The following is a 15,222-nucleotide window of genomic DNA, read 5'->3' as shown; positions in this document are numbered from 1 at the left end:
CGGAAAGTACTGTGTCTATAGCTCCAGAAGCTAGAGTTTATGCTTGATACAGCAGTTTTACCATGTCCATTTTAAGTCCATATTTATCCCTGGTTACTTCTTCAGAAAAGTCATATTCTCCTCTAAAATTTACGTGTCTCCATATCATTATCGAGCCAGATTTAATGCTTTGGATAATATTTTCAAGTTCAAAAGCTGATTTGATTTTATTTATTTTCTTCTGTAAAAACAAACAGTTCCAGCAAATAATGGCAGCTTTCATTAATCTTCTACAACTTTCAGCAATAATTTGTTCAGCTTAAGTTTGTTGTATAAACGATTGTTCATTCTCTTGAGAAACTGCTTTAGAAAATTTGTTGCTATTCTCTATTAAGCTCAATTGCCCTTCTATTTCTTGGCGTAATGCCACATTGTCAATATACCTAAGAATAAAAATAGATTTAATTATTTTACCAAATTCCTTTAACGCTCTATATAACTTATTTTTCTTAGAATATGAGTTTAACCTCGATAAAATAGTAGACGCAGTGCTTCTTTTAAGCTTGATCGTAGTAATAACTCTAAGTATTTCGTCCCAGTTTTCTTTTATCACTCCTACGTTTATTGTATGAGTTGGGATAATCTTATATTTCTTACTCTTATATTTTGTCCTATATTCTGGAAAGACCGATAAAACTTGCTTCCTAAGGTTTTTAATCCTTGGAGCTGAAAAGATTCCTAAAAAATGGCTTATTGCAAATACGCTTTCAGAATAACCATGAGTATCATTAGAATGTATTTCGCTCTTCACTACATCATTGTGCATTAGACCATCTATAACATATGCTGATTCTTTTAAAGAGGCACTCATAACAGTGGAATAAAATAACAAATGCCTTTTATCAATAAAGCTTAAAACACTTACACCTTGATCCTGACCATAATATTTAAAAGAATAATTTGCATTTAAAGAATCATTTACTACTTTCCATTTTTGACCATCTGATGCAGTGTGAACTTTTTTATCTTTATCTTGGTATATACTAATTATTGAAGTTAAATGAGTTAATTTCAGAATAGAATCTATAGCATTTTGTAAGTTTTCTGTTGTAAAATACCAATTGACCACATTTTCTAAAGCTGAAGATTTTATATCCCTAGAAATATAAGCTATTTCATTATCTCTTATACCATATCCTAAAGACATAATGCCTGCTATAAGAAGTTTTTTTGATAATTTTCTTTGATGAGTTGTTTGATAATACTCGAAGCAATCTAAAAACTCTGACATTTCATTGACAGTATAAAGTATTTCCTGCATAGGTACTTTATAGCTATCTGGAAAATAATCAGATAGATAAGATACCTTATTATTTCCTTTTTCATCTAAGGCTGGTGTATTTAGTACATAGTCATTAATCTTTTTTACCTTGATATATTTATTTATACCTACAATGATATTTTCGTTAGTTCTTATATATTCTTGATCTAATACCTTTTCTAAATCAGCTAAAACAGTTGTTACTTCTTTAAATTTCTCAAGTCCAGCTTGCTTTATAAGATCTTCCTTATTTTGATACCACTCATCTTTTGAGATTAGATATTCATCAAGAGTTTTATATTTATATGATGAATCCAGGTTTAAGCATCCAGCTTTTACATTTGTTGCTATATACTTAAACAATAACACTTTGTATAAAGGAATATTGATTTTATATTGGCTTTGCTTTATCCCTTTTATTGTAGAGATAATTACATCTGCTTTATCTTCTTTGTTTAAAAAATTCAATGGTATACAAGATACTATATTAGGAATCTTACTATCCACTTGTTGAAAAAACTCTATCGCTTTTAGCAATTCCTTAGCACTAGACCTTTCTAAATCAAAATTCAAAGATTTCAGTATAGGCGATAATTTAGTTTGCAGTGAACGTGACTTTTCTGACAATATCTCATAATATTCTGCGGTTTTATTAGAAAATTGTGATATTTCAATATTCGTCATATCCAAAGTACTATTGTTGTCATATAATTTATCTAGAATATTGCCTATTTTCTCAAGCTTTGTGCTTATATCCTTACTTTTATCTTTATATAAATCATATATCTCTTTTAAAGCTTTATTTTCCTTTTGGCTCTTAAGTAAATATTCCTTTAAACCAACCTGCAATCTGATTCTCTCTTCATAACACCTTAACTGGTGCTCTCTTTTACTACTACTATTGAAACTACCTATTGCTTTTAAAAAAATATCCATTAATGCATCGTGTATAATACTATATTGATAAACGATAAAGGTAATTAGATGCAAATATCTATCATTATCGGATTTTCTTTTTACTCTAAAAATATCAGACTTAATTACGGTAGTAGCAAAATACTCAACACCTTTACTGCTCAAAGGTAAATTTTTAATCAAAGAAAAATGCTGATTATAAATATCTCTTATTCTATTAAACTCATTTATGTTTTCCCTAATTGCTTTTGGTTTTGTAGAATGATTAAGCAATTTTATTGTGGTGAGTTTATGAATCTCTTTTTCGTCTGAGTAAGTTAATAAATCATCAAGTAAACTTCTTTGTTTATCTGTTAATACTTGAGCTAATAACCTTAATATATTTCCTTTATAATCTCCTAAAGCCGACCTGATTATTTCACTTATGCTAAAGTATCTTGGAATCTCAATTTTCTGGTTTAATAATAACTCTATACAATCGTTATATATAATTTTTGGTTTTACATGATTTGCAGCCAATTGATATGATTTGTTATAAAGTAATTTTTTAGCCAATGAATCAAACATTGCAAATCCAGTTCTTTCCAAAATTTTTAGCTTATATCTTTTAAAACTATTTTTGGTTAAATTATTAATAATTGATCTATACGTAAAATCTAATATCCCTAATTGTTTTGCAACATATTCTATATCTTTCATTATAAAATTTTGAGGAACAAAAAATTTTTGTGTTATCTTGAAATAACTATACATAACAAAATTAATTTTGTTTTCGTCACTCTTGATGTGTTGCAAATAATTTTTACTGCTTTGGCTTAATCTAAAAAGTGATTTTCTTGCCTCATTTGATAATATTGGTGGTGTATCAAATTCCTTTTGTTCTAACTTTGATAAAATATTTAATCTCGACATCTAATATATGCTTAGGTTTATTATAGAATTAAATCGATAGTAATTTATGACTATAATCTCTAAGTTTGCCTTCAGGTGATAAATATCTATATAATGTATATCTAGTAATTTTGAGTTCTTCACATAATTCATTAATACTAGTGTCACGATTCTGTAAAGCATTACGGGCAATGCTAAGTTTAGTCTTTGTCATCAATAATTTCCTTCCTCCTCTTCTTCCCCTAGCCCTAGCAGCTTTAAGACCAGCTTTAGTTCTTTCGCTGATCAGTTCTCTTTCATATTCTGCTAATGCAGCAAAGATTGCAAATATCATTCTTCCAGATGCCGATCTTGTCTCTATACACGCCCCCTTACCTGTTAAAACATGTAATCCTATATTTTGTTGTTCTAACTCTTGAACTATACTTATTAAATGTTTGAGGTTACGACCTAATCTATCTAATTTCCACACAACTAATGTATCTTCTCCTGGTCGAAGAGCCTTAAGGCAGCTTAATAATTCCGGTCTATCTTCTCTTTTACCACTTGCATGTTCTTCATAAATCATTTTTGGTTCCACGCCGAACTTTATCAATTCATCTTTTTGAAAATCTAAATTTCCATCAGATTTAGAAACTCTTACATAACCCACTAACATATAAATCTTCTTTACCTAACTGTTATTATTTTATTGAATATATTTAGTATTCCTTGCTACTACAAACGTTCGTTTATACTACATGCATAATTTATTACTTAAATCATTGAAAAGCTTGTTGATTATATCTTTATATAATCTATGTAGCAATAACGTTATACAAAAATAATTATGCTATAAGCATGTTAAAATATTTTTGAAAATTAAATATACAATAGTACTGAAATATAAAAACATTTTAGAGATAAAGATTAAAAGTTGAGAAGCAAATTGAATTAAAATAAAACTATAACTGAATAATCTCTAACGAAGAGCTATAAAATTAAGTAAATTAGTAAAAATGGACATGGTAAAACTGCTGTATCAAGCATAAACTCTAGCTTCTGGAGCTATAGACACGGTACTTTCCGTACCTTTGTTGGAAAATACCCGCCTTTACCAGACGCTTACAATGCAACCAATCATTTTGCAATTAAATATAAATTGCTAGTAGCAGCGAATATAGCATCTATGAATGCATTGATAAATTTACGTCAAAATAACTCGTTTGCGTAAGGTGAGTTACCATATTTAAAAATATAAACAAATTAAAAGGTTTTAAGATTCCATTATTACGATTTGGTTTATTACTAGAGAAGGAAATAATCCGTGATATTGTAATATTATCTGGAGGCAATATTGATCTTATAAAGTTTAGATTATAACTATGTATATCTACTTTCGACAGCTGTGGGACATACTGCCGCTATTATCTATTCGATTATTGAAACCGCTAAATTTAAATAATATCAATCCTTGGAAATATTTACAAAAAGTACTTGAGATCATTCAGGATTATAATTCTCAGAAAATCGTAGATTTATTACCATGGAATCTTAAACTGGAATAGTCACATTTTGTCTAGACCGCCTTTACAAGACGACGCTTACGTTGTAAAGTAGAATAGCGATATTGAAGAGCCTTATGTGGGAAAACCACCTGTAGGGTTCTTTGAGGGCTATCATAGCAATGAAACTTCACTAATTAGGAAGTGGTAAGAGCTATGATTTCTACTCGACAATATAGGATGTTTATATAAATAATTTAATAAGGATTATGGAAGAGTTAGAAGATTGGCAAAAAGAGTTTGAATATTGTATTTATGCTAAGAGGTTACTGGATAAAGTAATATATTTAAATAGCATATTAAAAGTACCTAAAGTAGATGTTTTGGTAGTAAAAAAAGCAATCTATTACGCTTGCAAATATCATGGAAGTCAGATGCGTCAATCAGGAGAGCCATATTACTCACATCCGTTAGAGGTGGCGTATTTGGTATCAGACTATCTATTTAGAACCGATATTTTAGTGACCGCAATACTGCATGACACATTAGAAGATACAGAACTAACCAAGGAGCAGATATCACAAGAATTTGGGTGGCAAGTAGCAAATCAAGTTATGGATTTAACAAGGATTAAAGATGATGGCATAAAGATTAGTGCTGCTGAGTCAGTAGAGATATTATACAAAGAGAAGAAACATGATGTACTCCTAATAAAGTTATTTGATAGACTGCATAATATGCAAACAATAGGTGCTAAATCTCCTGAGAAAGTTAAAAAAATCGTAGAAGAAACTATGTATTATTTTTTAGTGTTATCTAAATACTTAGAGTTATTAGATATAAAAGTTAATCTTATAAAATTATGTTCTGCTACTCTTACAATACCGAATTATTTTTTAGATCATTATCACTTATTTTCTTTGGATAATTACCAACTTCCTTTTCAAGTTTTTCAAAATGATATAGACCAAAAGTATATCCTGCAATTAAAGGAATTATTATAATCAACAATCCATACTGTCCGAAAATATGTACAAAATATGTAATTCCAAAAGATGTTATAATGTACATGAGAGCTTGTGTTATCGCATATGTTACATTTGCATAAGTAAAACGTTTAAAAATGGGAAAATGTTTTAAAAATATTGGCATAGCTGGTGTTTGTGCGAGTCCGCATGTTATAGGTACTATTTGTATTAATAATAAATGTAAAGGTGATGTTATATTATCTAATAAGTAAGGACAAGGTATCATTATACATGAGAATATTAATAATTTAATTTTTAATATTATTAATGGATATATCTTATAACTAAGGTAAACCATTATACAGTAGACCGCTAATCCTATTATTGAAACTATAAAATTTTGATGTATTACTTGTGCTGCAGTATAATGGAAAGAACTTTTTAGAATATTTCCACAATGGATATAAACGAAATATAAAGCAACTGGTCCTCCACATAATGTTAGAAAATTTGCAATTATCGTTTTCTTACTTACATTTTGTTGTATACCAACACTCATAATCTTTTGACTATTTAATTTTGTTGCATCCAAAATATTTTGTATCCGTCGTTTTGCATTAACAAATTCCGGTGTTTCACGGAGAGATGTTCTTGCTAAAAAACCAATAACTGCTACAATTGCACCAATCCAAAAAGCGAGCCGCCAATTAAAACCTTGTGAAGTTACTAAAGAAGCTACAGCTAAAGCAACAGTCCCGCCTAAAGCAGCTAAACAACCTACTAATGTAACAGCTGCATATTGTATAGGAGGTTTTGTGATTTCAGTAATATAAATTCCAGCCCCTATTCTTTCACCCATTGATGAGATACCTTGTATCATGCGGCATACTGTCATAATAACAACAGCTTTCATTCCAATTTGATCATAAGTTGGTAAATTAGCCATAATAATACAAGAAATAGCCATCATAAATGTTGTTATGATAACGGTTGATTTTCTACCTATATTATCACCTATATAGCCAAAAATTAATGCTCCAAAAGGTCTTAAGGCATAAGTGGAACAAAAAGCAGCAGCAGACAAAAATGATGCTACATCGGGATCAAATTTAGGAAAGAATAACTCATTAAGAAGTACTGCCATATGTACATAGAGCAGTAAATCAAAATACTCTAAGAAAGTACCAATTGAAAGTAATCCTACTGCCTCTTTTTGTTGTTTTGTTAGAGAGGAAAATGTCCCCTCATCATGTCTAATGTATTCTGGCATATATGATCATATTTTATAAACTATTTATATAATTGTAATAGAGGGTACTTCATTTGTCCATTTTTTTGTAATAGTAATATCTCAAATCTTAAACATGTATGCAACGACAGTTTTCTTTGCCGGTTATGGTGGTAGTGTATTGCTCATCCCAATCTCCTTGTTATATATTGTATTACTTCAGTTTTAAATTGTTTGAATGTTGTCATCCCTAATTCTTATTAGGATTTAAATCATAATTAAGCATTATAAATAACTCATTTAGAGCATCTTTAGAAGAATAATTCTTTACTCACCTTACGCAAACGAGTTATTTTGACGTAAATTTATCAATGCATTCATAGATGCTATATTCGCTGCTACTAGCAATTTATATTTAATTGCAAAATGATTGGTTGCATTGTAAGCGTCTGGTAAAGGCTTAGCATTACCCATAAGTATAAAAATAGTAGGAAGATAACTATAAACTGTCAGGACTTCCGCAAAAATGCAGATATGATAAGAAAAGGTATAATTAGTTCAATTATGAGAAAATTTATAAAACCTTGATAGTATAAAGTTTATTTAAAATTTTGGTATCAATAAGCTTGTTGCTAAAAAGCAATAATTTTAATATTTTCGGAAGTCCTGACTGTAATAGAATACGCGAGTTTCGTATTCACAAAGGCTCTGAATAGCTGATAAATACTGGATTATATAGATATTGATAACACGGTTTTTGTTATAAAATTTGCTAAAAATGCGTAAATTGTCAGCAAATTGTCGTTTTTTACTCTAACTATTCTTATTAAATTGCTCAAAAACTTTAAAGAATCAGGATTATGACAAATTTCTTAGCTATAATTTAGGCATCTTAATACGAAACTCGCGTTAGAATACACTTTTTAACTAAAATTAAAGGTGTAATATGGAAGCAACAGATTTATGTTGGATAGAGCAAGAATTTGGTGGTATAAGTTTTAGAGATATGAGATTGGTGAAACGTTTTAAGTATATTTTTAAAAAATTTATGCAACAAGCTCAATCAAATATTTCTTCATGTTTTGAAAGTTGGTCATCGATAAAAGCCTGTTACAGATTTTTTAGCAATAAAAAAATTAAAGCATATACAATCCTTAAGAATCATATAATTAGTACAATTGATAATAGAATAAGGCATGAGCATGAAAAAATTTTAGTGATACATGACACTACTTACATTGATTATAAAAATAGAGTAAAAAACGATAGCTTGGATAGAGTGTTTCGAGCACAAAAAGGTAAAGATGGAAGTTTAGGTCTGATATTACATAACAGCTTAGCATTAAATGAATCAGGTGTTCCACTTGGCAAAACTTACGCTATGTTAGATTCTAAATAGCGTAAAGATGGTGTAGAAGTCAAGATTTGATCTTACAGACACTATAAATCTTGTACCTGTGATTGTCAGTTAAATTTTGACTGTCAGATACATATTCAAGATACAAGATTTCATTATTCTTTTCAACAGCTAATTTCTTACTATCCTTAAAAGTTTGCATAGGAGTTTTTCCATAACAATATTTACCAGAATGAGGTCTTTCATTATTGAAATATTCTAGCCAGATATCAAGATCTAATTGTAAATCATCAAGATCTGTATAAATCTTTTTCCGCATAGCTGTATCAAAGAATTCTTGTTTCATGGTTTTGTTAAAACGCTCACACATACCGTTTGTTTGAGGAGAATATGCTTTAGTAGTAGTATGCTCTATACCTTCGATACTTAGAAATAATTCAAAAGCATGATGCTCTATATTCCCCTTATATTCTGACCCATGATCTGTAAGAATACGAAGTATTGGTATTCCTTGAGTCTCATACCATGGTAACACTCGGTCATTAAGCATATCAGCAGCAGTTAAAGCTGTTTTATCAGTATATAATTTAACATCAGCTACTCTGCTGTAGCTATCAATAAATACCTGAGAATAAACCTTACCTATACCCTTAAAGTTGCCTACATAATATGTATCTTGGCATCCTAGATACCCTGGATGCTGTGTCTCAATTTCTCCATGAGCTTCTTTTTCATTACGACGCTTCTCTAGCACTTGTAATTGTGCCTCAGTAAGCATAATACCATCCTGAGCCATCTTTGCTTCTAATGCTTTAAGTCTTTTACTGATATTGTTTAAATCATTACGTAACCAAATTGATCTGACTCCTCCAGGCGATACAAGTATACCGCTCTTCTTAAGCTCATTTGATACTCTTAGCTGTCCATATGCTGGATATTCTATTGCCATATTCATTACTGCTTTCTCTATCGCTGGATCAACTCTATTCGCTATTATTGGCTTTCTTCGACTAATTTCATATAACGCCTCTTCTCCACCAGTTTCATATAGCTCTTTGAACCTATAATAACTGTCCCTGCTGTATCCCATTGCTTTACAGGCGGACGATATACTACCAAGACTCTTAGCTAATTCTAGTAATCCTATTTTTGGCTTTATTATTTTTTGATTCATATTCATTCTTTATCTCCATTTAATATTTATCTTATTTTACTAAATGTAAGATTAAACCTCAACTATTACATATTAATAACTATAAATCTGGAGGTAATATGACATAAAAATTTTTACATATAGTGGTCCCTTTTTATTTGACAATGACACTTTCGAAGACAACTAATTGTTTTTTAAGGATTGGCGTAACAATACTTACTGGTACTTTAAGCTTTAATGTAGATTTTGTTGTTTGCATAATATTTAACTAGCTGTTTTTTAGTTTACCTATTTCATCAACAGTAAGACCAGTAATACGAGAAACTTCAGAAATAGAGTAATTATTAGAGAGCATATTTTTAGCTACTTCATATTTGCCTTTCGCTTCCCCAATCTGCATGCCTTCGTTTCTACCAATCTGCATGCCTTGGACCATACCCTTTTGCACGCCCTCATCAATATATTTATCAGCAATAGTTCTCATAAGTCTCTCTTGATCTTCTTTTTTTAAGTAGCTAGCTATGATCTTAGCTAACTCTACTTGTTTATCTTCAGATACCTTAGCATCACTATACCATAATAACCACTTAATGTAAATGTAGCCATTTTCCTTATCTATTTCAATACTACTTTCAAACTTCTTAAGTAAGCTTTGCCAAAGATTTAAGATATCACGAGCCTTGATGTGTTTAAGCATATACTCCATCATACCAAGATGCTTCTTATTTACTATTTCATTATCACTTTGTTTTTGTAAGTCAACCAGTAAATACTCGTCACCCATCATATCCTTAGCAGTCTTGTTATCTTCAAATAATTCCCAAAAGCTCCTTGGAGCATTATAAGGCTTATCATTTGCATATACTACGACAGGACATATTAGAGGGAGCTTATTATCTTTTTCTTCTGCTCTATTACTTTTATTTTTATTGGCGTCCTTATGCCTTTCGCATAACAAAAGCATATATTGCCAAAGTCTAAAGGCAATTCAGTAATCGCTACTAGATTGATGCTCTATAAGCACGTATACGTACGCTTTGTCATTATGGACACTTTTTTCAGCAGTACTATCTTTAATATTATCATTTTTTAAAGAAACAGAGTACACGACATCGCTGAGTCTCTTTCTTAAGTCTTCAGTAACAAAACTTTCCTTTTCTATTTTGACACTATTTAAGTTAATTTTATTCTTAAATGTCACTGGCAAATAATGCTCTAGAAACTCACGTGCAGCTATAGGCTCACTCATAACATTTTTAAATAGCTCATCATGCCTTGGACGCTCGACATTGTCGCTAGCAACACTAGAGTCGCTATGTGTACTTACGTCTGATTGATGCTGCTTCTGATTATGCTCTTCATTAGTCATACTTGCAAATCCTTATAAGCTTATGGTCATTGTATGTTCTAATTCTCTTGCTAGGCGTAGCTGTTTAACTTCTGCTTTTACCTTATCAAAGGTTATAGCTATTTGCTTTTCATCTACAAAGCTTGGTACATTATTCTGCATCTCATGCTTCATATATTTAAGCGGACATGTATATTTCTTAGTGCCTACCATTACATGCTCATCATCTAATAGCTGTTTGATATTCTCATTATGATGATCCATATAATATTTCTCACATGTTTTACTTAAATTATTAAGTGCGTTTCGACTATCATTAGAGTTAAATTGATTTACTATCTCTTGGTCATTTAATATACCATGTTTCTGAGCGTATACTACCATATTATGCATATTTTTAATTAGCGTGTCTTGCTCTATAGTCTTAGCATTTGAGATCGCAGATAATATACTACTATCATACTGCTCTGCATATTTAAGCTTGCCATCAAGAGACTTAAAGAACTCATGCTCACGGCTAATTGCAGTTAACATTTCATCGGTAGTTTTGGCATTTACTTTATCTTGTTTGATCTGCTGATGCTGAGTCTCTAACTGATGACGCTCTAAACTGCTATCAAAGTGCTTATATGTCTCTTCTAAGTCTTTACTATCTTTAAGCTGTGCTAATATGTCTTGCGTACTAAGCACACCATGCTGTTCTACTGCTGCTGCTACATCTTTTAATTTAGGTAATAATTCACTCTCTTCATGCTCTCTAGCCTGCTGTGAGTAATTAATATACTGATTATTAGCCTGTCTGTATTGAATATTGCCATCAAGAGACTTAAAGAACTCATATTCACGGCTAATTGCAGTTAACATTTCATCAGGTGTTTTGGCATCTACTTTATCTTGTCTGATCTGCTGATGCTGAGTCTCTAACTGATGACGCTCTAAACTGCTATCAAAGTGCTTATAGGTGATCATGGCTACTAAACCTCTTTCAACTAATACTAAACTTGCAAACCTACAACAACTCAAAAAAGATCGTATAGCTAAAATAGAAGCTCAACTTGCAGAACAACAAACTCACTTGCTTCAAAAACGTAAAGAAGAATTGTTTAATATCTTTAAAGCATTTAATGCTCTAACTATTGATGATAGATTGCTAATAGGATTCTTAAAGTTTGCAAAGAATCCTGAGAATAAAAATCATCCAATATTGAATGAGTTTAACAGTTTAGGGAGCAAAACAAAAATACCCAGTCAATCAAAATCAGGCAACGTCAAAACTGATTAAATTAGTCACAAAAAAATTATGGTATACTCGTATGCAACTACAAAAAGCTGCTACATTTGATCGCAAAGCTGACGCACGAAAAAAGATTATGTTAGGAGGATTATTTGTTAAAGCTGGACTTGATTATTTACATCCAGATAATGCTCATATTCTCTAAGGTATGCTGCTTGATTGTAAAGAACAATTAATTATTAATCCGAAAATTATTGATAAATGGAAAAGCAAAAGACAATCTCTTCTATACAACAATGTTTGAATTTAATTACCATATACAAATCACAGCACATTGATATCAAACAATCGCATTTAAATTATCAATAATACTATGGAACAAAATAACAATATTAACGGCAACCTAACCTCAGTAGCAGACCCGACAAATAGTTCTGATAAACGCCCAAGACATGATACATTTATTCGCAAAGCTTTTGAAAATCCAATCGTAGTCAAAGAGTTCTTTGAGATGCATCTACCCAAAGAGATTAAGGCTATGTTTTCCTCTCATACTCTTAAAATGGAAAAAGAAAGCTTTATTGAAGCAGATCTTAAACAATCCATATCTGATATTCTATTTTCAGCTAAGTTTAATGACGAGACTGGTTATTTATGGATTCTTTTAGAACATCAAAGTACTCCTGATCACTTCATGGCTTTTAGACTATTTAAGTATATGATGGATATTATAGCAAGACACTTAACCATCCACCCAAATAGTAAACATTTACCCTTTGTATACCCACTCGTGTTCTACAATGGAGTAAAACACTATAACGCACCTAGAAACTTTTGGGACTTATTTAAAAATAAACAGTTGATGCAAGATATTTGGAATAAAGACCATCAGCTTATTAATGTTCATGATATTCCTGACGATGAGCTAAAGAAAAAAACTTGGGCAGGAGTTTTGCAGTTCTTCATGAAACATATTCACGAGAGAGACTTACTTAAAAGATGGTATGAAATAGCTGATCTATTGCCTCAAATTGCACAAATGAATATCGGTATTGATTATCTAGAGCTAATTTTAACCTACACATTGATTAAAATAGAACTTGAAAAAATGCTAAAAAGCCGCTTAAATACTGAACAAGGAGGAAAACTTATGACTAGTCTTGCTCAACACTGGGAACAACAAGGTATAGAAAAAGGTATGCAGATCGGTAAAGCTGAAGGAAAATATGAGGTAGCTAAAAATATGATTGTCGCTGGATCTGATGCAAACTTTATCGCTAAAGTTACTGGTCTTACTGTTGATGAAATAAATAAACTACAAAACAGCTAGTTAAATATTATGCAAACTGCAAAATCTACATTAAAACTTAAAGTACCGGTAAGTGTTGTTACGCCAATCCTTAAAAAACAAGTGGTCGTCTTCGATAAGCAAGTATTACAAAACAAACCTGTTAATACTAAATTGACTTTAGCTGTTAATCCTCATTCTAATAAGAGTAATAAAGTCAAGATGGCAAATCTGCTAAAGAACAAATTAAAACAGAAAAAGCCAAGGCTTTAGCCGCAGAGCAACAAGCAGCTCTTAAAGCTAAACTTGCACGCTGGAAAAATGACTATGGGAGTAATTAATACTGTTGCTCAATTTGAGCGTGATTTGTTAATAGAGCGTACTCAATCTGGGCTTGCGAGAGCTAAAGCAAATGGTAAAACTCTCGGACGACCACAAATTTTAGCAGAATTACAAAAAAAACAGGTTATACAGCAACTACAAGAAGGCAAAACTATCACATCTATTGCAAGACATTTTAATACAAGCAGGCAAACCATTATGCGTATCAGAGATAATAACCTCTAATACTTGCTTGTACCGCTTTACATTCATTAATGATGATAAACACCCAAGATTATGTAAAACAAATTTATAACTTACTTATCTTCTATTTTGTGCTATAATATGTTAATGCATATACAAATATTAGTAACTAATTATGGCAGTTTCAAAGTTCCTAGATCCTAAAAATGATGTCGCCTTCAAGAAAATCTTTGGTTCTGAAAAAAACAAAGATATTCTTATTCATTTTATTAATGACATCATGGAATTTAAAGATGCAGAACAAATACAGTGCAATAGTTGAGATTTAATCCTACATTTAATATTTATCTTATTTTACTAAATGTAAGATTAAATCTCAATTATTGCAGCTAATCTCTTTAGGGAAGGCAAAAAAAGGTATTATACCGCTCCAATTACATCTCCATATATCAGAAATAACTGGGTATTTACTATCCCATTTTTTAGCAAACTCTTCTAATGCTAAATTAGCCATATTCTCATTATTTGCTGTATAGATTTGTTTTAAGTCAGCAGCTACTTCCTTAAGATTCTTGTAAGAAACGTACTTTAAAGAATTACGAACCATATGTACTATACAAAGTTGTACTATGGTATTTGGGAAAACACTGTTTATTGCATCTCTAAAACCTTTAAGACCGTCAATACATGCTACATAAATTTGTTCTACACCTCGGTTCTTTAATTCGCTTACAACCTGCATCCAAAACTTTGAACCCTCATTCTTGCTAATCCAAATACCCAAAAGCTCTTTCTTGCCTTCTATATTTATACCAATAACAAGGTAAACAGCCTTATTTATAACTATATTAATATCTCTTGCTTTTACCATGATGCAATCTAAATATACAATCGGGTATATTCTATCTAATGCTTGGGCTTGCCACCTTATTACCTCTTCCATAACTCCATCTGTAATAGTCGAGATAAGCTCCTTAGATACTTCCGTATGATACATCTCCTCTAAATGGGCTTGAATCTCACTCATGGTCATACCTCTTGCATAAAGCGAAATAACACTATCATCAAATCCTGTGAATCTTCTAACTCCCTTAGGAATTAATTGTGGCTCAAACCTATTGTCTCTATCTCTTGGAATATCAAGTACTATCTTCTGACCACTATCATCTATTACTGTCTTCTCACTCGTACCATTACGACGATTGCTATCTTGTTTTAATGCCTTGCTATGCCTCGAATAACCTAATTCATGACCTAGCTCGTCCTCTAGTATTCTCTTTACTAACCTCTTCTTTAATTGCTGAAACAATCCATCCTTTCCAAATAACTCTTTAGGATTAGATTGGGATAATATTTCCTCTACTAACTTTGTATTTATATCTGCACTTCTAACTCCTGCTTCTATTTTCTTAGCCATATCTTTACCTTTGTTCTAGTTGAATTTTAACAGTAATTCTTTCTCTGTCGCTTTACAACTTACACAAAATATATGACAGACTCGATTTAATCTTACATTTAGTAAAATAAGATA

The 15,222-nt window shown here is 31.1% G+C and carries 12 protein-coding genes and 4 pseudogenes; 9 read left to right on the top strand and 7 right to left on the bottom strand.

Annotated features, from left to right (window positions below):
• Positions 1–37: 37 nt before the first annotated feature.
• Together ACE38Q_RS06500 and ACE38Q_RS06495 are read right to left on the bottom strand one after the other, a co-directional pair.
• Positions 38–3,127, bottom strand: a pseudogene (locus ACE38Q_RS06500) (Tn3 family transposase).
• A 28-nt stretch (positions 3,128–3,155) separates the two neighbouring features.
• Entirely contained in the window at positions 3,156–3,764 is a 609-nt protein-coding gene (locus ACE38Q_RS06495; protein WP_500190625.1) for a recombinase family protein, read from the bottom strand.
• Between the two features lie 763 nt (positions 3,765–4,527).
• Between ACE38Q_RS06495 and ACE38Q_RS06490 the strand changes: the two genes are divergently transcribed.
• A complete protein-coding gene (locus ACE38Q_RS06490; RefSeq protein WP_500190622.1) occupies positions 4,528–4,653 on the top strand; it encodes a transposase domain-containing protein in 126 nt (41 codons plus the stop codon).
• A gap of 206 nt (positions 4,654–4,859) precedes the next feature.
• On the top strand, positions 4,860–5,594 hold the full coding sequence (locus tag ACE38Q_RS06485) for an HD domain-containing protein (RefSeq protein ID WP_500190619.1): 735 nt from the start codon (positions 4,860–4,862) through the stop codon (positions 5,592–5,594).
• Here the strand turns inward: ACE38Q_RS06485 and ACE38Q_RS06480 are convergent.
• Positions 5,512–6,828, bottom strand: a pseudogene (locus ACE38Q_RS06480) (MFS transporter); the annotation flags it as partial. The gene ACE38Q_RS06485 and the pseudogene ACE38Q_RS06480 sit on opposite strands and share 83 nt — an antisense overlap.
• Positions 6,829–7,732: 904 nt before the next feature.
• Here ACE38Q_RS06480 and ACE38Q_RS06475 point away from each other — a divergent pair.
• Positions 7,733–8,185, top strand: coding sequence for an IS4/Tn5 family transposase DNA-binding protein (locus ACE38Q_RS06475; protein WP_500190616.1), 453 nt, complete (start codon positions 7,733–7,735; stop codon positions 8,183–8,185).
• 19 nt (positions 8,186–8,204) lie between these two features.
• Here ACE38Q_RS06475 and ACE38Q_RS06470 read toward each other — a convergent pair whose 3' ends face one another.
• From ACE38Q_RS06470 to ACE38Q_RS06460, 3 genes and pseudogenes are all read right to left on the bottom strand, one after another.
• Entirely contained in the window at positions 8,205–9,323 is a 1,119-nt protein-coding gene (locus tag ACE38Q_RS06470; protein WP_500190614.1) for an IS481 family transposase, read from the bottom strand.
• A 241-nt stretch (positions 9,324–9,564) separates the two neighbouring features.
• A pseudogene (locus ACE38Q_RS06465) lies at positions 9,565–10,665 on the bottom strand (Rpn family recombination-promoting nuclease/putative transposase).
• Between the two features lie 12 nt (positions 10,666–10,677).
• Positions 10,678–11,613: a hypothetical protein gene (locus ACE38Q_RS06460; protein ID WP_500190612.1), complete on the bottom strand. Its 936-nt coding sequence runs from the start codon at positions 11,611–11,613 to the stop codon at positions 10,678–10,680.
• Here ACE38Q_RS06460 and ACE38Q_RS06455 point away from each other — a divergent pair.
• The 6 genes and pseudogenes from ACE38Q_RS06455 to ACE38Q_RS06430 all read left to right on the top strand — a co-directional run.
• On the top strand, positions 11,612–11,926 hold the full coding sequence (locus ACE38Q_RS06455; protein ID WP_500190610.1) for a hypothetical protein: 315 nt from the start codon (positions 11,612–11,614) through the stop codon (positions 11,924–11,926). The genes ACE38Q_RS06460 and ACE38Q_RS06455 overlap by 2 nt on opposite strands.
• A gap of 31 nt (positions 11,927–11,957) precedes the next feature.
• The gene (traD, locus tag ACE38Q_RS06450; RefSeq protein WP_500190608.1) at positions 11,958–12,083 is read left to right on the top strand and encodes a conjugal transfer protein TraD; all 126 of its coding nucleotides are present in this window, start codon (positions 11,958–11,960) and stop codon (positions 12,081–12,083) included.
• A 168-nt stretch (positions 12,084–12,251) separates the two neighbouring features.
• Positions 12,252–13,208, top strand: coding sequence for an Rpn family recombination-promoting nuclease/putative transposase (locus ACE38Q_RS06445; RefSeq protein WP_500190606.1), 957 nt, complete (start codon positions 12,252–12,254; stop codon positions 13,206–13,208).
• A 9-nt stretch (positions 13,209–13,217) separates the two neighbouring features.
• On the top strand, positions 13,218–13,439 hold the full coding sequence (locus ACE38Q_RS06440; RefSeq protein ID WP_500190603.1) for a hypothetical protein: 222 nt from the start codon (positions 13,218–13,220) through the stop codon (positions 13,437–13,439).
• 54 nt (positions 13,440–13,493) lie between these two features.
• Positions 13,494–13,733: a helix-turn-helix domain-containing protein gene (locus ACE38Q_RS06435; protein ID WP_500190601.1), complete on the top strand. Its 240-nt coding sequence runs from the start codon at positions 13,494–13,496 to the stop codon at positions 13,731–13,733.
• A gap of 133 nt (positions 13,734–13,866) precedes the next feature.
• A pseudogene (locus tag ACE38Q_RS06430) lies at positions 13,867–14,001 on the top strand (PD-(D/E)XK nuclease family transposase); the annotation flags it as partial.
• A 66-nt stretch (positions 14,002–14,067) separates the two neighbouring features.
• Here the strand turns inward: ACE38Q_RS06430 and ACE38Q_RS06425 are convergent.
• A complete protein-coding gene (locus tag ACE38Q_RS06425) occupies positions 14,068–15,108 on the bottom strand; it encodes an IS256 family transposase (protein ID WP_500190598.1) in 1,041 nt (346 codons plus the stop codon).
• Between the last annotated feature and the right edge of the window lie 114 nt (positions 15,109–15,222).

Source organism: Rickettsia endosymbiont of Thecocarcelia acutangulata (genome assembly GCF_964263195.1).
Classification (GTDB): Bacteria; Pseudomonadota; Alphaproteobacteria; order Rickettsiales; family Rickettsiaceae; genus Rickettsia; species Rickettsia felis.
This window is presented reverse-complemented; position numbering and strand designations above follow the sequence as displayed.